Below are 19,824 nucleotides of genomic sequence, written 5' to 3'. Positions count from 1 at the left end.
TGATGAGGGCGCGCGCTGATCTCATTTGGCCTCACCCCCGGCCGCCCGGATATAGGCGACCATTGCGGCGGCGTCTTCCTCGGAACGCAGACCACGGAAGGCCATCCGGTTGCCTTGGATATAGCCACGCGGATCAAGCAAGAAGGCCGTCAGCGTTTCATCATCCCAGACCATCCCGCTTTCACCGGCCTGTTGGAAGGCGGGCGAGTAGCGGAAACCATCATGGCTGCCGACGGGCGCGCCATAGGTGTTGTTGAGCTGTGGGCCGGTGCGGTTCACAGCGCCCTCACCGATCTGGTGGCACGAGGCACATTGACGGAACAACCCCTCGCCTGCGGCGACAAGCGCCGGATCGGGTGCGGCTGCGGCCGCCGGTGCAGCCACCTCCTCGACGACGGCGGCGGGTGTTGGGGCGGCTGCGGCTGTTGCGGCTGCGGCTGTTGCTGCAGCGGCTTCTTGTTCCGGTGTCACCGACAAGACCGTCGCACGCGCGGTAATCGACACGCTGTCGGCACAGTTTTCCATGCAGGGCTCGACCGAAAAGGCGGTCAGCTCGGTCGTAGCCCGATCATCCATGAAAAACGCCGTCTCGTTGGGCATCGCCACCTCGAGGAAGTTCTCGTTCGACAGTTCGAAATCATCATCGACCATGTCATTGAGATACATCAGGTAAGCGGTGATTGCATAGACTTCGTCATCGCTGAGCGATTGCGCCGCACCATAGGGCATGGCGCGATGGACATAGTCCCACACGGTCGAAAGGTAGGGCCAGTACGAGCCGATCGTCTTATGCGGATCTTCGCCATCGAGCGTGCCGCGCCCACCGGCAAGCACCGGCCAGCGGCCAACCGCCTCGCCGAAATCGCCGTGACAGGCCGAGCACAAATCAATGTAGAGCTCTTCGCCCGTATAGACGTCACCCGACCCAACCGGAAGGCCAAGGCCATCGGGGCGGATATCGATATCCCATGCGGCGATTTCCTCGGGGAGCGCTGCACGGCCCAGACCGAAACCACCTTCGCGCGAGGGGGCGGGCGTTTCCGCCACAGCGAAACCCGCGCCAAGCACGACAAGTGCGGTCGAAAGGGTGAGGTTTTTCATCATCTTAGCCGATTTCGACATTTTCAGCCTCGCCTGCTTCATTGATGGCCCATGTCTGGATGCCGTTATTGTGGTAGATCGAATTGAACCCGCGCACGACGCGCAGCTGGTCCTTGGTGGGCTGAACATAGCCGGTGCTGTCATGCGCACGGCTTTGCAGCAACAGCGGCCGCCCGTCCCAATCGAACTCATAGTAGAAGCGGTGCATCGACTTGTCCAAGCTGGGGCCGGACATGCGCGCCTGATGCCAGGTGATGCCACCATCGATGGTGACATCCACGCGCGGGATGGTGCCGCGACCCGACCATGCAACGCCTGTCAGAACCGTTGGGCCGGGGCCATGGGTGATGGGCGCTTGCGGGCTGGGGTTGGTGATGACGGATTTGGCGTCCATCTCCCATGTGAAGCGGCGTGCATCGCCATTGGCCAGAAGGTCGGTGTACTTCGACGTTTCCTCGCGGTGATGCCAAGGCGCATCGCCGATCTCGAGGCGGCGCAGCCACTTGACCCACATATTGCCTTCCCAACCCGGCACGACGAGGCGCACGGGGTATCCCTGTTCGGCGCGCAGGCGCTCGCCGTTCATATGGGTGGCAACCAAACAGTCATCGAGCGCCTTTTCCATCGGGATCGAGCGCGTCATGCCGCTGGCATCGGCACCTTCAGCCAAAAGCCAAGTGCCCGAAGTCTTAAGCCCCGCCTCTTCCAAAAGCAGCCGCAGCGGCACGCCGGTATAGACAACGTTGTGGATCATCCCATGGGTGAACTGGCAACCGTTGAGCTGCGAACCGCGCCATTCCATGCCGGTATTGGCCGCACACTCAAGGAAATAGGTCCGGTTCTCACGCGGGAAGCGCATGAGATCATCCATCGTAAAGACCATCTGGTTGTCGACCAACCCGTTGATCATCAAGCGATGATCGCCCCATGCGATATCGGCCACGCCCGAGTGATGACGCTCAAAACACAGACCATTGGGGGTGATGATCCCCTCCAACTCGTGCAGCGGCGTGAAGTTGATCGACGATACGGCATCGGCCGTCAGCCAAGGCACCGTGCGGCGCACCACATGCGCCTCATGCTTTGAGGGGACGCCGTAGGGGCGCACATCGACGCCGTCGCCCAGATATTGCTGCCAAGGCTGCAATTCGGTGATCAGCGGGTCGGGACCGGCAGCTTGTGCATGCACGAGCTTGCCTGTCGCCGCAGCGCCAGTCGCCACGGCGGCACCGGCCAAAAACTGGCGGCGCGAGGGTGAATGTTTGGGGGTGTCGGTCATGTTTGCGATACCTCTATTTCTTTGGCGGGGCTTTAGCCGCCCACCACATCGACGGTGTTATTGGGTTCAAGGGTCACGGTGCCTTGGGCGCGGATATGGTTTTCAACCACATCCCAGATCGGCGGGCCTTCGGTGCCTTCGTTTACGCTGGCCCAACCGGCCACGACGTAGTTCTGATCGGCAACCAGCCGTTCGCCGGTCGACAACAGCGTCATCTCGGTGATCCGGCTGCCTTGTGGTTGCATGGTGTCGATGCGGTAGCCAAGGCCACCCACCCGCACCATATCGCCGCCCTGTTGGTAATAAGCATCGGGGTTGAAGATGTTGGCGGCCACATCTTCCATGATCGTATGCAGCGTCGCGCCCGACATCTCCATCCGGTAGGCGGCGGGATAGGTCATGGCGGTGACGTTGTAGATATCTTCGCGCGTGATGTCCTGACCGGGCAGGACAGCCGCACCCCAGCGGAAACCCGGCGACAGCGCGATCTGCGCGTCACGCTGAGAAATCAGCGCGTCACAGATCACATCATCCCAAGTGCCGTTGAAATTGCCGCGCCGATAAAGGAGCGATCCCGACTGGCCGATCACTTCCGACATTTCGGCGGCATAGGGCGCGCGTGTCTCGGTGACCAAGGCGGTCATCTCGGGATCGGGTGCAATGACATCCGAGAAGATCGGGATCAAGCGGTGGCTGATCCCCTTCATCGCGCCATTCTCAACCTCGAGATCGACACGGCTGACGAATTTGCCATGGCTGCCGCTTGCGATCAGGAAGGTATTGCCGACCTGCACCGGTTCGGGCAGCGCGTCATGAGTATGGCCCGTGAGGATCACATCGATGCCCGCAATATCGCGGGCGAATTGACGGTCCACGTCGAAGCCGTTGTGGGAGAGAAGAACAACAACCTCGGCGCCCGCGTCACGGACCTCTTGCACCACCTCGGCGATCCGATCGCGGCGCAAACCGAAACTCAATTCAGGGAACATCCAACCGGGGTTGGCGATGGGCATATAGGGGAAGGCTTGGCCGATCACGGCAATGGATGTGCCATTGCGCTCAAAGATCTTGTAGTCGTCATAGACCGGCTCGTCCCATTCAATATCGAAGATATTCGCACCAAGGAAGGCCGGGTTGACATGGTTCTCGATCAACTCATTGACGCGTTCCGAACCAAGCGTGAATTCCCAATGCGAGGTCATCGCCTCGACGCCGAGCGCGTTCATCAGTTGGACCATGTCCATACCGCGTGTGCGAAGCGAGGGCAGCGAGCCCTGCCATGTATCGCCACCATCGAGCAAAAGCGCATGCGGCGCTTGCGCACGGATCGCCTTGACCACGGTCGAGATACGGTCGAGCCCGCCCATGCGGCCATAGCCGCGCGCCATGGCTTCGAAATCGGTATAGGTCAGCGCGTAATCCATCGCCGAGCCCTGCGTGATGCCGAAACGCGCGCGGAACTCCGCCCCCACCAGATGGGGGGGCTGGCCTGCATGGATGCCCACGCCGATGTTGAATTCCGGCTCGCGGAAATAGATCGGCTGGGTTTGGGCATGCATATCGGTGATATGGATCAAGGTCACATTGCCGGGGCCGCCTGCGCCGATCAGATCGTCTTGGGACAGCGTTTGCTGCGCGGCCAGCCGCGCCCAGTTGCCAAAGCCCGAGGCCCCGTAAAGGGCCGAAGTGGCCAATGCGGCCTGCACGAAATGGCGACGCGAAATCATGGGTGCAACCTCTGATATTATTCCAAAAACTGAATGTTTGAGCGCAGACGCCGCCCCAGACTGTGTCCGGGGCGGTGTTTACGATGGTTTAGTTGCGCACGGACGGTCCTTCGACCGTCAAGCCATTGCCGCGCGAGGCGACGTAAAGCTCAAGCGCCACGAATTCCGGGCTTCCCACAGCGAAGGTCTCGGCGCGGGTATCACGGATACAACCGCGGAAGCGACCATGGACCGAGTTCACATTGGCGTTCTTCAAACGGTAGGTGGGAAAGCCGTTGATCTGGCCTTGGCTCAGATGGTCGGCGCGGATCAGGTTGCCATAGTTGTTTTCATGGCAATCTGCACAGCTAAGTTCGAGCTGACCGTACTGGGTGTAATAGATCTCTTCACCCAAGGCCCATGTCTCGGCCGCGGGGCCGTCGATGGCGACATTGACCGTCTGTCCGCGCCCAACAGATGCGATCAGCGAGGCCATGTTGCGCATGGCTTGGCTGTCGTACTTATAGGGTTCAGCAACGCCCATCCGTTCCGTCTGGCATTCGATGATTTGCATTTCAACCGTCTGCACCGCGCCATGCTCGGCATCCCACTTGGGATAGCTGGCCCGCACATCGGCAAGGCTTTCGGCATTTTCATGACAGCTCGCGCAGCTTTTGCCTTCGCTGCCCATTGCGGTCTCAAAGGCCGTCAAACCCTGCTCGGCATAAAGCATGGCCGGGTTGTCGAAATCATCTTCCTGCATCGCGCGGGTTTCGTCGGTGCGGAACACCCAGCCTGAATAGATCGTACTGACACGATCTTGCAGAAACTCTGGCGCCGGTGCCTCGGTGATCATGGCGAGATCGCCATTGATCACCAGGCTGTCACCCGTCCGGATATCGGCAAAGCCGACACCGGCCACCCCGACGGCAAGCCCTGCCGCCGCGACGCCACCAAGAAGCGTTTTTCTAGTCATGGTCGTCAATCCTCCCTTGCGACGGCTCGGTCTGGTCTTGTCGCCGCCGTCAGGCGACCGCGATTTCTGCCGTTTCGGTGTAGACCGAACCGTCATCATCATACCAAGTGAATTCAAAGCTGCCGCTCTGGTCCACCTTGGCATCGAATTGGAAATAGGGGTTTGTGGCGACACCTGCATGGATCTCGACATCAACCACCGTTGCGCCGTTGAAGGCACAGGTGAAGCGATTGATGATCTGGCGCGGGATCAAATTGCCATCGCTGCCACGACGCATGCCGCTTTCCATCGGGTGGCTGATCAGGGTGCGCACGGACACGCTATCGCCAGCTTTTGCATCACGCGGAACGCGGACGCGGGGAACAACATTCTCTGCCATTGTCTTATCTCCTTGTCCTAACTGGTTCAGCCGCCGCAGCCGCCGATGGTGACGCGCACATTCTGGCGCGCCTGCTTAAAGCTACCGTCAGCCATGCGTGCGATCGCCACAACTTCTTGCTCACCGGCAAGACGAACGCGGGTCGAAACCATTTGCGATCCGGATGCAGGGCCGAAATTGACGGTGCAAACGTCGGGGTTGGGGTTGCCGGCGGCAAACAAAATAATCGCGGCAGCACCGGGTGCATCAACCTCGATTGGAACGGTATTGCCGTTCTCGGCAATCTCGGGCGCGATCAGGGTGATCCCGTCCGAAGCTGCGTCAGAACCACCGGTGAAGGTAGCGATGGCCTCTTCGAGCGTTGCGGCGTTTGCGATATGCGGAAGACCGAAAAAGGCCGCCGCAATCGCCAAACCGTTGCCGACGAATTGCCTGCGTGTCTGGGTCATGAGACTATTCTCCTTGAAATCTTGTTCGAAAACTGACCGGCTCAGTAGTCGGTCAGGGTCATCAGATAGGCGACGACATCTTCGATGTCTTGCGCCGCCAAAAGTGGTGAAAGCTCGCCTTCGGCTGCTTTGCCGGTATAGGCATTGCCCGGACGGGTATAGCCCGAGATGCGGTAGAAGGACGGCATGATCGACTGGGGGAACATCACATCGGCATTGACGATCAACCCGCGCAACCCGGCCTCGTCCCAGCGTGTGGCCACACCGTCAAGCGAGGGTCCGACCTCACCATGCCATTTGTATTGGTCCAGTGCGCTTACCTGGTGGCAGGCAAGGCAGTTTCCGGCCCCACGGCTGGCCATGATCTCGGCACCGCGCGTGGGGTCACCGGGCTGGCCCGTCAGGGACATTGCAATTTCACCGTATTCATTTGCCACCACATCATTCGGGGCAACAACATCGGCTTGAAGGCTGGTTGCGGCAAGCATGAGCCCTGCCGCCAGCATGATCTGGCGCTTCACTTCGATTCCCTCCCTTTGGCCGAGTCAGTAGGCCGTGGTATACCGTAGGCTTACTCGCGCAAAGATTGCAACAACACATTTGATTTTCTGCATGTGAGCACTATTTTTTGCTCCCCGCAGGTCAATCGACCGCCCCCGCCGCGGCTTGCTGGGCAAACATACGGGCATGATATCGTTGGAAATCTTCCTCGCCCGCATAGCCCTTCTCCAAAACCCAGTTGAGCATGTTGAAGGTCGTCCAGCGCCCGAAAGCACCGGGCATGACGACGGCCGCCGCCTCGATTCCCGTCACATCTTCGGGGACTTCTTCGGGAAAAAACAAGATCGTCGGCGTGAACAAATTGCGCCAGCGCCGCGCGATCTGGCGTTCTTCCATCATCTCGCCGTCGAAATCGGTGACTTCGGTCGAGCCATGCATATTGATGCGGACGAAATAGAAGTCTTCTTCAAGCATCTGGAGGATATCGGGCACAACCCAAACCTCTTCATGCATTTTTGAGCAATAGATGCAGCCACGCTGTTCGATGATGACAACCAGCCTGCGCCCTTGGGCATTGGCATCGGCCAAATCCTCGCGCAGATCGAGAAAGCTATCGTTGATCCAAGGTGCGATATGCAGCCCGTCATCGCCGATCTCGGCCAGCGCGGGGGTGGCCAGCGCAAAGGCTGCGGCGGTGATCCATCCTGTCAGTCGTGTGAACATGGCGTTGGGCCTCCTCCTGCCCGTGGCTGTGGTGGTGCGCCCTACCCGATGGTTTGGAACACCGAGAACTCGTTGATCATCCATTCACCGATATACAAAAGCGCATTGGTGGCGATCAAAATGCCGAACACAATCAGCGCGCCGCCCATGATTTTCTCGATCTTGCCCAGATGCCGCCGGAACCGCCCCATCAGCTTCATGAACGGCCCGACAAAGCCAGCCGCCAGCACAAAGGGCAGCGTCATACCCACCCCGTAGGCGGTCAAAAGCGCCATTCCTTGGCCCGCCGTGTCGGTCGTGCCCGCCATGAACAAAATCGCGGCGAGCACCGGGCCCACGCAAGGTGTCCAGCCAAAGGCAAAGGCCAGCCCGATCAGATAAGCCCCGCCAAGACCCAGATTGGCAGTGTCGCCCGGTTCAGCGCGCAAGCTGCGATTGAGAAAGCCGATGCGGATCACGCCCAGAAAATGCAGACCCATCGCGATGATCATCGCCGCCGCAAGATAACGCAGCACATCGAACCAGTCGCGCAACACCTGCCCAAAGAGTGAGGCCGAGGCCCCCAGCGCCACAAAGACGGTCAGCACACCGGCGGCGAAAACCATTGCCCCTAGCACCGCGCGCAGCCGCGTGGCGCGTGTGACCGCCCCGCCCTGCGCCAGCTCTGCGGCACTCATGCCGCCCAGATAACTCAAGTAAAACGGCACCATCGGTAGGATGCAGGGCGAAAGAAATGATAAAAGACCGGCAAGAAAGGCACCCGTCATCGAAATATCGAACATCGCCTTGCCTCGCCGTGGACATCACATTCAAAAATTCATATTAATAACGTCATGGAAGTTTCGTCAACGTTGCATATGCAAGAACGTGCTCGCCGCTGGGTTGTTACCTTGATCGGCGCGCTGACCCTTGCCATGTCGCTGCATGCCAGCCCCGCCCCAGCACAGAGCGGCTGGGAATTGGTGATGATCGAACAGCGTGGCTGTGTCTATTGCATCCGTTGGCACGCCGATGTCGGCCCCGAGTATCCGATCACACCAGAGGGCCGCTTTGCGCCGCTGCGCGTAGTTGATCTGCGCGCCCTGCCCGATGATCTGAGCCTCGCCCGCCGCCCCGTGTTTACCCCAACCTTCATCCTGACCCGCGACGACCAAGAGATCGGCCGCATCGAAGGCTATCCGGGCGAGGATTTCTTTTGGGGTCTGCTTGGCCACTTACTTGCCCAAGGCGACGCCGATTGGGCAAGCCTGCCGGTGGATGGCTGATGGTGGATTTCGGTTTTTTGTTGAAACTTTCCCCGCTTTGCGCAATCTCCGGCGCTGGAGGAACATGTAATGAACCTTCACCCTGAATTTTCGGCCATGTTATCGGACGAAGCCATGGATGATGATGCATCGATCCTGCCCCGGATCGACGAACAAATCGACGAAGCCACGTGGCGCCGGTTGCGCGATAATGCGCAGACCGCATCCGATTTCCTTAAGGCGATTAGCCACGAGGGGCGGCTGATGATCCTCTGCTCGCTGGCCAATGGCGAAAAATCAGTGACCGAGATCGAGAATATGCTCGCCTCACGGCAAGCGGCGGTGTCGCAACAACTCTCGCGGCTGCGGCTTGAGGGGTTGGTGACGGCGCGCCGCGAGGGCAAGCAGATTTATTACAGTTTGACAGATGACCGCGCGCGGATGATCATCGAACGTGTCTACGAGTTGTTCTGCACCTGACCCCTGCCACCAGACCGGCGCGGGCCGGCGTGCAAGGGAGGGAACATGCTCGCCTATATCGAAGAATCATGGCTGATCGCGCTGATCGGCTTGGCCGGTGGTGTATTGCTTGGCCTTGCCGCCCGCTTGGGGCGGTTTTGCACACTTGGCATGATCGAGGATGCCCATTACGGCAATGACCGCGCGCGTCTATGGATGTGGGCGCTGGCGCTGGGTGTGGCGATCTTGGGCAATTTCGCAGCCGAAGCCGCCGGTCTGATCCGGCTTAGCGACACCATCTATCTGCGCAACGATTACAGCTTGATTGGTGCCGCATTGGGTGGGCTGTTGTTTGGCTATGGCATGGCGCATGCGGGCAATTGCGGCTACGGCATGTTGGCGCGTTTGGGCGGCGGCGATCTTCGTGCGATGGTGATCGCCCTCGTGATGGGGATCGCGGCCTATGTCACGCTGTCAGGGCCGTTGGCAGCATTGCGCGCAAGGCTTTTCCCGATTGATCCATTCCCCGGGACGGAGCAGGGCTGGGCGCATCTGATTGGCGCGAGTTTTGGGCTACCGGCCGGGGTTGTCGCGGGGTTTGTTGGCTTATTGCTGGCCGGGGCGGCGGTATTGGCGCTGATCCGGGCCAAGCGCTTGGCCGAGATCTTTTGGGCCTGCGTGGCGGGATTTGCGATCACATCGGGCTTTGTCGGCACCGCATGGGTCGCGGCCAATGGGTTTGCGCCATGGGCGGTGCAATCGCATACCTTCACCGCATCAGTGGGCGATACGATCCGCTACACGATGTTCACCTCGGGGCTTGAGCCTGATTTCGCCATCGGCTCGGTTTTGGGCGTGGTGATTGGTGCCTTTCTCGGCACCTTGATCCGCGACGGTTTCCGCTGGGAGGCCTGCGATGACCCGCGCGAATTAAAGCGGCAAATGGGGGGCGCGGTGCTGATGGGGGTGGGTGCAGTGCTGGCGGCGGGCTGTTCGGTCGGTCAAGGGCTGGGCGCGCTGTCACTCTTGTCGTTTCACGCCCCTGTTGTGGCCGCGATGATCTGGCTGGGTGGTTGGCTAGGACTGCGCCACCTGATCGAAGGGGTCAGCCTCCTGCGGCAAGCCTAAGCCATTGCGCGACGCGATTGCCCGTTGCCCTGCCCGCTTGCGCGCGGCATCACAGCGCCCAGCAAGACCGCCAAGGATAATCGACAGATGACAAACGCCAATGACCTTTTCGCCGCTACCCCGGTGACACGCTTTCCCATCGCGGGATCGGACCAGACGTTCCCTGTGCGGCGCGTCTATTGCATCGGGCGCAACTATGCCGCCCATGCCATCGAAATGGGCTTTGACCCGGAGAAAGAGCCGCCCTTTTTCTTCCAGAAAAACCCCGACAACATCACCTTTGGCGATTTCCCCTATCCGGTCCAAAGCGATGATGTGCATTTCGAGATCGAATTGGTCGTGGCGCTGCACAAGGGTGGCACCGATATCGCGGTCGCAGACGCGCTTGATCATGTTTTTGGCTATGCCGTTGGTCTCGACATGACGCGGCGCGATCTTCAGGGCGAGGCCAAAACGTTGGGCCGACCATGGGAGATTGGCAAATCCTTCGAGAAATCCGCCCCCTGCGGCCCCTTGGTTCCCGCAAGCCAGATCGGCCATCCGGATCACGGCGCAATCTGGCTCAAGGTCAATGACGAGATCAAGCAAGAGGGCGATCTGAACCAGATGATCTGGAAAGTGCCCGAGATGATTGCGACGCTGTCGCGTTACTTCACACTCGCGCCCGGCGATGTGATCATGACTGGCACACCCGCAGGGGTCGGCCCCATCACACGCGGCGATGTGATGGCGGGTCATGTCGCAGGTGTGGGCGATCTGACCGTCAAAGTCGTTTGAGCCCAAAGCGATCAACGCATGACCCGACAGCCGCGCCACCGCGCGGCTTTCTTTTTGCGCGCTACAACCTTGGGATTAAAATTCGTGGCCAATCTATAGAACGCTTGAATATCGAACTGTATACATCCTAGAAAGACAGCGTGGCTTGGCGTGGAGGACGACAAGCATCGCAAGGTCAAGAAATAAAGGGGTTGGCTGCCAATTCTGCCCCTGACCAAAGCGAACGCAAAAGGGAACCGGGGCGTGATGCTGCATGCAATTGCACCGTGCATGCCCCAGATCGGGAGGGAAACATGTTCCGCAGAACACTTATGACCGCGACCGCCGCCATGGCCTTGGCCGTGGCAGGTCTTGGCGCCGCATCGGCGCAAGAGACGATTCGCCTTGGCGCCGCTGCGCCGCAGTCTGGCCCGCTGGCCGGTGGTGCAGCCGTGACCCATTGGCCCGCCGTGCGCCTTTGGGTGCAACAGACCAACGCGGCCGGCGGCTTGCAGCTTGCCAGTGGCAAGGCGCTGATCGAGCTGGTCGAATATGACGACCAGACCAATCCGCAGCAGGCGATCCAAGCGGCCCAGCGTTTGGCCACCCAAGATCAGGTCGATTTCATGGTTGCACCCTATTCCACGGGTCTAAACCTTGCCGCCGCTCCGATCTTTGCACAACTCGGCTATCCGCAGATCACCGGCACCGCCGTGACCAACCAGCAGCCCGAATTGGCCGCGCAATTCCCCAACATGTTCTTCCTGTTGGGCCGCACAGGCGTCATGGCCGAAGATACCGCAAAGGTCTTGGTTGATCTGCGCGAAGCCGGTTCCATCGGCAACCGCGTGGCTTTGGTCAATGTGGCCGACGCTTTCGGCATCGAGATGGCGGGCATTTCCAAGGCCGTACTAGAAGGCGCGGGCTTTGAGATCGTCTATCAATCCTCCTACCCGTTGGGCACACAGGATTTGGCACCGATCATCGATGGCGCGAAATCGGCCGAGGCTGACGCCTTTATCGCGTGGTCCTATCCCGGCGACACTTTTGCGCTGACCGATCAGGCCATCGTACAGGGCTTTGCGCCCAGCGTCTTCTTCACCGCTGTGGCCACCGCTTTCCCGGCCTATGCGGGCCGCTTTGGCGAACAGATCGAAGGCGTGTTGGGCATGGGTGGCGTGAATGCCGATGATCCGGCCTTCCAAGCCTTTTCCGCAGCTCATACTGAACTCGCCGGTCAAGGCCCCGATTTCTGGGCCTCTGCGGCAACCTACGCCACGCTCGAAGTTTTGGGCCAAGCGATCGAGGCTGTGGGTTCGGCTGACCGCGCAGCGGTTTTGGCGCATCTGCAGGATCGCGCCAATAGCTACGAGACGATCCTTGGGCCGGTCGACTTCAACGAGAATAACGACAACGAGCGTTATTGGACCGTGGGCCAGTGGCAAAACGGCGTGTTCCGCGGTGTCTCGGCACGCGGACGTGACGGTGCCGTTGATGTACAGCTGTTTGACGGCTGGAACTAACTGACCTGATCCGGGCGGTGGGCCAATGCCTGCCGCCCGTGTCTTTCGGGAACAGGGCGCAATATGTTCATCTTGATCACCGGCCTTTTGCTGGGGGGCACCTATGCCCTCATTGCGCTGGGGCTGAACCTGCAATACGGCGTCGCGCGCATCATGAACCTCGCCAATGGCGAGTTGTTGGTGGCGGGCGGGTTCGCGGCCTTTTGGGCCTATACGGCGGCGCAAGTCAGCCCTGTGGCGGCCCTTGTTCTTGTGGCCCCTATCGCATTTGCGGTGAATTGGCTGATCTACCGGATCATGCTGCAACCGCTTGTCAGCCGCGCCAAAAGCCGTGGCGCTTTGGAGGTTGATAGCATCCTTGCCACCTTTGGCATGTCATTCGCGCTGGTGGGCATCATGACCGCGCTGTTTGGTGGCGGTTATTTCAACTACGCCTATCTGGCGCAGCCGGTCGATATCTTTGGCTCGTCCTACGCGCAAAACCGGTTGGTGGCCTTTGTGCTGGCCGCGCTCATTGGTCTGGGGCTGTGGCTTTGGCTCAGCTATACACGCGCGGGGCTGCGCCTACGGGCTTTGGCGGTCAATCCTGCCTCGGCCCGGCTGGTGGGCATCGACACGCGCGCGGCCTCGGCCCAAGCCTTTGCGCTCGGGGGCGCGATCACGGCGGTGGGTGGCGCGCTCATCTCGATGTTTTTCACGCTCGACGCCTCGGTCGGCATTTTGTTCACCATGAAGGCGCTGATCATCGTGATCATGGGCGGCGTGGGCGATATTCGCGGCACCATCGTGGCCGCCATGATCCTTGGCATTTGCGAGACAGCCGTTGCGCGGCTCATTGATCCGGGTCTGACGCTGGCCGCCGCCTATGTGCTGTTTCTGGGCATCTTGCTGTTCCGCCCGCAGGGCTTGTTCGGGAAGAAGCCGACATGAACGCGCAGGAGATCGGAAAAGTTATCCCTTGGGCGCTGTTGCTTTTGGCCGCAGCTTTCGTGCCCGTCGTGTTCAGCCCCTATTGGCTGAGCATGGCCACAACAATGGCGATGTTCGTGGTGCTGGCGACCTCGTGGGCGCTGTTCTCGGGGCCGACGCATTACATCTCGCTGGCCACAGCGGCGTTTTTCGGTGTTGGCACCTTTGTGACGGGCTTGGGGTTCCAAACGCTCCCCTTCTGGATGTTGCCGCTGATCGCCGCCGCATTGGGGGGCATCTTGGCCGCACTCGTCGGCATGGTCACACTGCGGCTGTCGGGGGTCTATTTCGTGATCTTCACGCTGGGTCTGGCAGAACTTGTCCGCCAACTCGTGACATGGGTGCAAAACCAGACCGGCCAGCGCGGCATGTATGTGCTGACCTCGATCACCGAGCGGGACATCTATTGGATGCTCTTAGGGCTGGCGGCGCTGGTCTATCTGGCGGGCTGGTTGATCGGGCGCTCGAAACTGGGCTTTGCGCTGCGCATCATCGGGAATGATGAGACCGTCGCGCGCCATGTGGGCATCGACACGGCGCTGGCAAAGGTCGCGCTGTTCACCATTCCCGGCATGGCGGCCGCCGCCGTGGGCGCAATCCTTGCACCGCGCTACATCTATATCGAACCCTCGACCGCCTTTGCGCCGCTTTTGTCCTTTCAGGTCGTGATCATGGCGCTCTTGGGCGGCACGGGTCGGCTATGGGGGCCATTGGCGGGCGTCATTCCCTTCACGCTCTTGTGGGAGTTCATCACGCGGCAGGCACCCAATCAGACACTCCTCCTGCTTGGTATCGTGTTTTTGCTGATCGTCTATGTGCTGCCCGGCGGCTTTGTGGGCCTGTGGGCGCGCATCCGGCGTCGCTTTCATCAGGGGGGCGGTGCATGAGCCGGACGGTCCTTGAGGTGCAGGGTGTCACCAAGCGCTTTGGCGGCTTGGTCGCCGTGCGCGACATGCGCTTTGATGTCACCGAGCATGAGGTGATGGGCATCATCGGCCCCAATGGCTCGGGCAAATCGACGATGATCAACATGATCTCGGGGCTTTTCCCGCCAAGCGAGGGGTCGATCCGCCTGAAAGGGGCCGAGCTTGCGGGGCTGCCCGCGCACAAGACCGCGCGCAAGGGCGTTGGGCGCACCTTTCAGCTTGTGCGCCTCTTGCCGGAACTCAGCGTGGTGGAAAACGTCGTCGCGGGTGCGGTCTTTGGCCATCGCCGCCGTTGGGGCAAACCCGCCGAGGCACATGCAAGACAGCTTTTGGAGCGTGTGGGCTTGGGCGCGTCCATAGGTCTGCCGATTTCCTCGCTCACCTATATCGACACCAAGCGGGTGGAGCTGGCGCGCGCTTTGGCGGGCGATCCCGAGGTGCTCTTGCTTGATGAATGGCTGGCGGGGCTAAACCCGACCGAGCTTGCCACCGGCATTGATCTGGTGCGCAGCCTGCGCGATGAGGGGCGCACGATCATTCTGGTCGAGCATGTGATGGATGCGATCCGTAGCCTCTGTGACCGCTGCGTCGTCATGTCGTCCGGTGCCAAGATCGCCGAAGGCACACCCGCCGAGGTGCTCTCGGACGCGGAAGTGATCCGCGCCTATCTGGGGGAGGATGAGGATGCTTGAGGTCAGCGATCTGGCGGTCGGCTACGGCAAGCACCGCGCACTTGGCGGTGTCTCGCTCAGCGTCAGGCCCGGCGAGATCGTCGTGATCCTTGGGGCCAATGGTGCGGGGAAATCCACGCTGCTCAAGGCCATCGCGGGGATTTGCGAGGGGCATTCCTCGGGCGCGGTCAGCATGGGCGGTGAGCCGCTTTTGGGCCTGCCCGCGCATAAGGTCGTGGAACAGGGCATCGCTTTGGTCCCCGAAGGGCGCGGCGTTTTCGGTGAATTGACCGTCAAAGAAAACTTGATGCTGGGTGCCAACCCCGCCCGCGCCCGTGATGAGGCCGAGGGCAATTACGACCGGCTGATCCGGCTTTTCCCGAAACTTGCCGACCGTGCGGGGCAGACGGTTTCGACCATGTCGGGCGGCGAGCAACAGATGGTCGCCATCGGGCGCGCCATGATGTCGAACCCCACGATCTTGATGCTTGATGAGCCCTCGCTTGGCCTGTCGCCGCTTTTGTCCAAGGATCTGTTTCAAAGCCTCAAAGCGGTGCGCGCGGCGGGTCTGGGCATCTTGCTGGTGGAGCAGAACGCCAAACTCTCGCTTGGGATCGCCGATCGCGGCTATTTGCTCGAGAACGGCCAGATCGCGCGCGAGGATCGCGCCGATATCTTGAAGAACGATCCCGCGGTGCAGGCGGCTTATCTGGGCGGTGCGGCTGGCCATCGCAGCGCCGCCCCTGCCCCGATGCGCAAGCCTATGGCCGCGATGGACGCCCCGCCAAAACCCTTTGCGGTGCGCCCACAGCCCAGCATGGCGCTGTCGGCCAGCCAAATCTCGGGCGTGGATATCGACGCGGTCGTGGCCGCCGCCGGGCGTCAGGCCGTCGAGAGCAATACCAGCGCGCGCCCGACGCTGTCACGCCCCATGGCCACCCTACCCCCGGCGCTTGCCGCGACCCAAGACGCGGCCTTGGCACAGATGATGACCAGCATGGAACAGGCCGCGCGCTGCGCGATGGAGGGGCGGCGTGAGGCAAGCACCCTGCCCCCCTTGCGCCCGACCGCGCGGCCCGCAACGCCACAGCCCACGGCAGCGGCACCCGTCATGCCCGCGCCCAGTCAGCCCATGGGCCAGCCCAGCGGCGGCCCGATCACCCATTACACCCGCCGTCCCGGCGCGTCACAGTTCGACCGGAGGGATATCTGAGATGACCCAGACCCAAACCATTCGCGGCATGTATATCGGTGGCCAATGGGTCCAGACCGCGCGCAGCTTTGCCGATATCAACCCCTCAACCGGCGCGCTTTATGCCGAAGCCCCCGATGGTGCCCGCCCCGAAGCCCGTATGGCGATTGAAGCCGCGCATGGCGCGTTCAAAGCTTGGGCCGCGATGAAATATACCCAGCGCGCGCATCTGCTTTTGAAAGCCGCCGATATCTGGGAACGCCGCACCCCCGATTACATCGCCGCCGCACAGGCCGAGGGTGGCGGATGGGTCGGCAAGGGCGCGTTCGAGGCCCATTATGTGGCCGAGGTGTTCCGCTCGGCCGCTGCTGCCTGCTACCACAACCTTGGTGAAATCCTGCCCTCGGAATACGGGAAATTCTCGACCGCCGTGCGCTATCCGATGGGCGTGATCTCGGTCATCAGCCCGTGGAACTTCCAAGGCATCTTGACCTCGCGCGGCTTTGCCTTTGCACTCGCCGCAGGCAATACCATCGTGCTGAAGCCGTCCGAGGATACGCCCTATAGCGGCGGGCTGTATTTCGCGGAAATCCTGCACGAGGCGGGCTTTCCGCCGGGCGTGTTCAACGTCATCACCTGCTCGCGCGAGAATGTGGCCGCGATGGGCGACGAGATGATCGAGCATCCCTATGTGAAGGGCATCTCGTTCACCGGATCGACCCCCGTGGGCCGGTCGATCGCGGCCAAGGCCGGGGCGCATCTGAAAAAGGCCTGCGTGGAACTGGGCGGCAAGGACAGCCTGATCATCCTCGAGGACGCCGAGATGGAGCGCGCCACCCAAGCCGCCAATTTCGGGAGTTTCATGCACCAAGGCCAGATTTGCATGAGCGTGGAAAAGGTGCTGGTCCATCAAAGCATCTATACCGAGTTTCTTGCCCGTTTCGCGGAACGCGCGGCCCGGCTGAAAGTGGGCGACACGGCTGATAAATCCAACGTGATCGGCCCCTTGATCAACGACCGCCAAGTGGCGCGCGTGAAAGCCCAGCTAGATGATGCCATCGCCAAGGGCGCGCGCGTCATCGTGGGCGGCGGCATCAATGGCCGCTTTGTGGAACCCACCATTCTGGCCGATGTCACCCCCGATATGCTGGTCTACCGCGACGAGACCTTTGGCCCCGTGGTTCCCGTGATCCCCTTTGCCACCGACGAGGAGGCCATCGCGATCAACAACGACACAGAATATGGGCTGTCGGCGGGGGTATTCACCGCGAACGAGGCGCGCGCGCTGGATATCGCGCGGCGGCTTGAAACCGGCATGTGCCATGTCAATTGCTCATCCGTGAATGACGAACCCCATGTGCCTTTCGGCGGCTCCAAGGCCTCGGGGCTTGGGCGGCACGGTGGGCGCTGGTCGATCGAGACCTTCACCGAGACCCGCTGGATCACGCTAGACCGGGGCGGTCGCCCCTATCCGCCGGTGTTTTGATGCAAGCAATGCCCGCCCTTTTGCCCGGTAAACGCGTCGCGATCCTTGGATCGGCGCGTGGGCTTGGGCTGGCGGTCGCACGGGCCGCGACCGAGGCCGGGGCCGAGCTCATCGGCATCGACGCGGTCACGGGCTTTGATCATGTGGCCGAGTTCTACCATCTCGACCCCAGCGATCTGGGGGCCATTGACCGGCTGGCTGCCGCCTTGCCCGAGGGGTTGGATGGGCTTTGCCTGTTTCCCGCCCATGATGCATCTGACGCCCCCGATCTGGCGCTGATGCGTGGCGTGATGGGACCAAAACGCCTAGCGGAACAGATGGCGCCGCGCATGGCGCAGGGGGCCGCGATCATCACGCAAGGGGCGGCGTTCGACCCCGCGCGCGCCCAGCATCTTGCGCTGATCCGCGCGGCCCTTGCGCTGCGCCCCGAGACGGCTTTGGGCTTTGGCCAGCGCTGGGGTTTGATCGCCGAACCCCATTTGGTGCCCAAGCTGACCGCATGGGCGATGGAGGCTTGGGCCATGAAGCACGCCAATGCTTGGGGACCGCTTGGCCCACGCACCGCGTGCCTTGTCGCCGCCAGCCCCGATGGCAGCCTGCCCGGCCGCATCAGTGCTGCGCGCGGGCTTGATGCGGGCATGGGCCAGACACAGGCGGCCCAGACGGCCGTATTTCTACTCTCCGCGCTTGCCGCCGGTATCACCGGGGCAGCGCTTGCCGCCGATGGCGGCCTATCTGCCGAGACCCAAACAAGCCTTGAGGGGCTGTGAGCACCGGGAAAGGAACCTGCGATGAATACCATCTTCTGGACAATCGCGCTGATCGTCATTCTGGCGATCCTCGTGGTCTTGGCCGCGAGCTTCTACCAGCGTAGCTCGAACGCGGTCAGCCTTGTGCGCACCGGCATCGGCGGGCGGCGCGTCGCCATCGATGGTGGCTTTATCGCGCTGCCGTGGTTTCACGAGGTGGCGCGCGTCAATATGCAGACCATGCGGCTTGAGGTGCGGCGCGCCGCCGATCAATCGCTGATCACGCGTGACAAGCTGCGCGTCGATGTGGGGGCGGAGTTCTATCTGTCGGTTCCGCCCACCGCTGCATCCGTCACCCGTGCGGCGCAATCGCTGGGCAAGCGCAGCTTTCAGCCCGAGGATTTGCGCCTGTTGATCGAGGGGATGTTCGTCGATGCCCTGCGCGCGGTCGCAGCCCGCCACAGCATGGATGAATTGCATGAGAACCGCGCCGAATTCGTGGCCGAGATCCGCACGGCCCTGTCGCCCGTTGTGGAGCGCTATGGGCTGTCGCTTGATAGCGTGTCGCTGACAGCGCTGGACCAGACGCCGTTTTCGGCACTGGATGAAAACAACGCCTTCAACGCCGTGGGTCTGCGCAAGCTGGCCGAGGTCATCGCGCTGTCCAAGCGCGAGCGCGCCGAGATCGAAGGGGAAACCCAAGTCAGCGTGCGCCGCGCCGCGATGGAGGCCGCGCGCCGCAAGATGGAAATCGATCTGGAAGAACGCCGCGCCGAGATTGCACAGGCTCAGCAGGTCGAAGCGCTGATGTCGGCACAACTGGCCGAGATCGCCCGCGCCAAGGCCGAGGCCGAACGCGCCGCAGCCGAGGCCCGCATCCATATGGAACGCGAGATCCAAGCCGCTGATATCGCCCGGGAACAGGCGATCCGCGAGGCCGAGATCCTGCGCGCCAAGACGCTGGAAATGGCCGAACAAGATCGCAGCGTGCAAGTGCTGGCCAAAAGCCAAGAGGAAAGCCGCGCACAGGCCGAGGCCGATCTGGCGCGTGCCGAAGCGGTTCGCGCGCATGAGGCCATCGAAAGCGCGCGCGCTGGCGCCGAGGCCGAGCGCAAGCGCGATCTGGCCAGGATCGCCGCCGAAAGCGAGGCCGCCGCAACAGCACGCCGCGCCGAGATCGCAGCCGAGACCGCGCGCAAGGTGGCCAAGGACCGGGTTGAGACCGCGAAATTCGACGCCGAGGCGATGCTGGCCGCACGCACGGCCGAGACCACCGCGATGGCGGCCCATATCGCGGCGCAAAACACCCGCTCTGAGGCGACATTGGCCCATGAGGTGGAATTGGCCCGGCTTGAATCGATGCCCAAGATCGTGGCCGAGATGGTCAAGCCCATGGAAAAGATCGGCAAGATCGACATCACGCAAGTGGGCAGCGTCGAGGGCTCGCGCGGCGCGATCTTGCAGGCGCTCGATTCCGTGCTGGAACAGGCGGTTCATGCGCCGAACCTGCACCGTGTACTGGACCAGATCGGCGACGAAATCCGCGATGGCACCATGGACCGCAAGGATCGCCGCCGCCGCCGCGACGAGTGATCCATTCACGCATG

General features: G+C 61.8%; 21 protein-coding genes. 12 read left to right on the top strand and 9 right to left on the bottom strand.

The genetic code is table 11. From position 1 onward, the window contains the following. Positions 1–21 precede the first annotated feature (21 nt). The 9 genes from KG698_RS00530 to KG698_RS00490 all read right to left on the bottom strand — a co-directional run bounded on the left by KG698_RS00530 (position 22) and on the right by KG698_RS00490 (position 7,896). Positions 22–1,101 carry a c-type cytochrome gene (locus KG698_RS00530; RefSeq protein ID WP_300982743.1) on the bottom strand — a complete coding sequence of 360 codons (1,080 nt, stop codon included), beginning with the start codon at positions 1,099–1,101 and terminating at the stop codon, positions 22–24. Between the two features lie 4 nt (positions 1,102–1,105). Then, positions 1,106–2,380 carry a sulfite dehydrogenase gene (soxC, locus tag KG698_RS00525; RefSeq protein WP_213683625.1) on the bottom strand — a complete coding sequence of 425 codons (1,275 nt, stop codon included), beginning with the start codon at positions 2,378–2,380 and terminating at the stop codon, positions 1,106–1,108. Positions 2,381–2,412: 32 nt separating this feature from the next. Beyond that, a complete protein-coding gene (gene soxB, locus KG698_RS00520; protein WP_213683624.1) occupies positions 2,413–4,107 on the bottom strand; it encodes a thiosulfohydrolase SoxB in 1,695 nt (564 codons plus the stop codon). An 88-nt stretch (positions 4,108–4,195) separates the two neighbouring features. Further along, on the bottom strand, positions 4,196–5,062 hold the full coding sequence (gene soxA, locus KG698_RS00515) for a sulfur oxidation c-type cytochrome SoxA (RefSeq protein WP_213683623.1): 867 nt from the start codon (positions 5,060–5,062) through the stop codon (positions 4,196–4,198). Positions 5,063–5,111: 49 nt separating this feature from the next. Further along, positions 5,112–5,441 carry a thiosulfate oxidation carrier complex protein SoxZ gene (gene soxZ / locus KG698_RS00510; RefSeq protein WP_213683622.1) on the bottom strand — a complete coding sequence of 110 codons (330 nt, stop codon included), beginning with the start codon at positions 5,439–5,441 and terminating at the stop codon, positions 5,112–5,114. A gap of 26 nt (positions 5,442–5,467) precedes the next feature. Then, positions 5,468–5,890 (bottom strand): thiosulfate oxidation carrier protein SoxY, encoded by a 423-nt coding sequence (gene soxY, locus KG698_RS00505; protein WP_213683621.1) that lies wholly within the window; start codon positions 5,888–5,890, stop codon positions 5,468–5,470. A 41-nt stretch (positions 5,891–5,931) separates the two neighbouring features. Further along, the gene (soxX, locus tag KG698_RS00500; protein ID WP_367114005.1) at positions 5,932–6,411 is read right to left on the bottom strand and encodes a sulfur oxidation c-type cytochrome SoxX; all 480 of its coding nucleotides are present in this window, start codon (positions 6,409–6,411) and stop codon (positions 5,932–5,934) included. 121 nt (positions 6,412–6,532) lie between these two features. Then, the gene (locus tag KG698_RS00495; RefSeq protein WP_213683620.1) at positions 6,533–7,114 is read right to left on the bottom strand and encodes a thioredoxin family protein; all 582 of its coding nucleotides are present in this window, start codon (positions 7,112–7,114) and stop codon (positions 6,533–6,535) included. A 41-nt stretch (positions 7,115–7,155) separates the two neighbouring features. Then, positions 7,156–7,896, bottom strand: a complete 741-nt coding sequence (locus KG698_RS00490) for a cytochrome c biogenesis protein CcdA (RefSeq protein WP_213683619.1) — start codon at positions 7,894–7,896, stop codon at positions 7,156–7,158. A gap of 75 nt (positions 7,897–7,971) precedes the next feature. Between KG698_RS00490 and KG698_RS00485 the strand changes: the two genes are divergently transcribed. The 12 genes from KG698_RS00485 (at position 7,972) to KG698_RS00430 (ending at position 19,810) form a co-directional block, all read left to right on the top strand. Continuing rightward, the gene (locus KG698_RS00485) at positions 7,972–8,379 is read left to right on the top strand and encodes a hypothetical protein (protein ID WP_213683618.1); all 408 of its coding nucleotides are present in this window, start codon (positions 7,972–7,974) and stop codon (positions 8,377–8,379) included. Positions 8,380–8,493: 114 nt separating this feature from the next. Then, on the top strand, positions 8,494–8,838 hold the full coding sequence (locus tag KG698_RS00480; RefSeq protein WP_213684246.1) for a helix-turn-helix transcriptional regulator: 345 nt from the start codon (positions 8,494–8,496) through the stop codon (positions 8,836–8,838). A 45-nt stretch (positions 8,839–8,883) separates the two neighbouring features. Continuing rightward, positions 8,884–9,945, top strand: coding sequence for a YeeE/YedE family protein (locus tag KG698_RS00475; protein ID WP_213683617.1), 1,062 nt, complete (start codon positions 8,884–8,886; stop codon positions 9,943–9,945). Positions 9,946–10,032: 87 nt separating this feature from the next. Continuing rightward, positions 10,033–10,722 carry a fumarylacetoacetate hydrolase family protein gene (locus KG698_RS00470; RefSeq protein ID WP_213683616.1) on the top strand — a complete coding sequence of 230 codons (690 nt, stop codon included), beginning with the start codon at positions 10,033–10,035 and terminating at the stop codon, positions 10,720–10,722. 311 nt (positions 10,723–11,033) lie between these two features. Then, positions 11,034–12,224 (top strand): amino acid ABC transporter substrate-binding protein, encoded by a 1,191-nt coding sequence (locus KG698_RS00465; protein ID WP_300982737.1) that lies wholly within the window; start codon positions 11,034–11,036, stop codon positions 12,222–12,224. Positions 12,225–12,287: 63 nt separating this feature from the next. Further along, complete coding sequence (locus KG698_RS00460) at positions 12,288–13,154, top strand: branched-chain amino acid ABC transporter permease (RefSeq protein ID WP_213683614.1); 867 nt, start codon at positions 12,288–12,290, stop codon at positions 13,152–13,154. Continuing rightward, on the top strand, positions 13,151–14,080 hold the full coding sequence (locus KG698_RS00455) for a branched-chain amino acid ABC transporter permease (protein WP_213683613.1): 930 nt from the start codon (positions 13,151–13,153) through the stop codon (positions 14,078–14,080). Before KG698_RS00460 ends, KG698_RS00455 begins: the two co-directional genes overlap by 4 nt. Next, entirely contained in the window at positions 14,077–14,811 is a 735-nt protein-coding gene (locus KG698_RS00450; protein ID WP_213683612.1) for an ABC transporter ATP-binding protein, read from the top strand. Before KG698_RS00455 ends, KG698_RS00450 begins: the two co-directional genes overlap by 4 nt. Beyond that, the gene (locus KG698_RS00445) at positions 14,804–16,003 is read left to right on the top strand and encodes an ABC transporter ATP-binding protein (RefSeq protein WP_213683611.1); all 1,200 of its coding nucleotides are present in this window, start codon (positions 14,804–14,806) and stop codon (positions 16,001–16,003) included. The genes KG698_RS00450 and KG698_RS00445 overlap by 8 nt, the downstream gene beginning before the upstream one ends. A gap of 1 nt (position 16,004) precedes the next feature. After that, positions 16,005–17,468 (top strand): aldehyde dehydrogenase family protein, encoded by a 1,464-nt coding sequence (locus tag KG698_RS00440; protein WP_213683610.1) that lies wholly within the window; start codon positions 16,005–16,007, stop codon positions 17,466–17,468. A gap of 8 nt (positions 17,469–17,476) precedes the next feature. Beyond that, the gene (locus KG698_RS00435; protein WP_213683609.1) at positions 17,477–18,238 is read left to right on the top strand and encodes a hypothetical protein; all 762 of its coding nucleotides are present in this window, start codon (positions 17,477–17,479) and stop codon (positions 18,236–18,238) included. Positions 18,239–18,259: 21 nt separating this feature from the next. Then, on the top strand, positions 18,260–19,810 hold the full coding sequence (locus tag KG698_RS00430) for an SPFH domain-containing protein (protein ID WP_213683608.1): 1,551 nt from the start codon (positions 18,260–18,262) through the stop codon (positions 19,808–19,810). Positions 19,811–19,824: the final 14 nt, after the last annotated feature.

The organism is Roseicyclus sp., assembly GCF_018402035.1.
Classification (GTDB): domain Bacteria; phylum Pseudomonadota; class Alphaproteobacteria; order Rhodobacterales; family Rhodobacteraceae; genus Roseicyclus.
The sequence above is the reverse complement of the archived record's forward strand: the minus strand, read 5'-3'. Positions and strand labels throughout refer to the sequence as shown.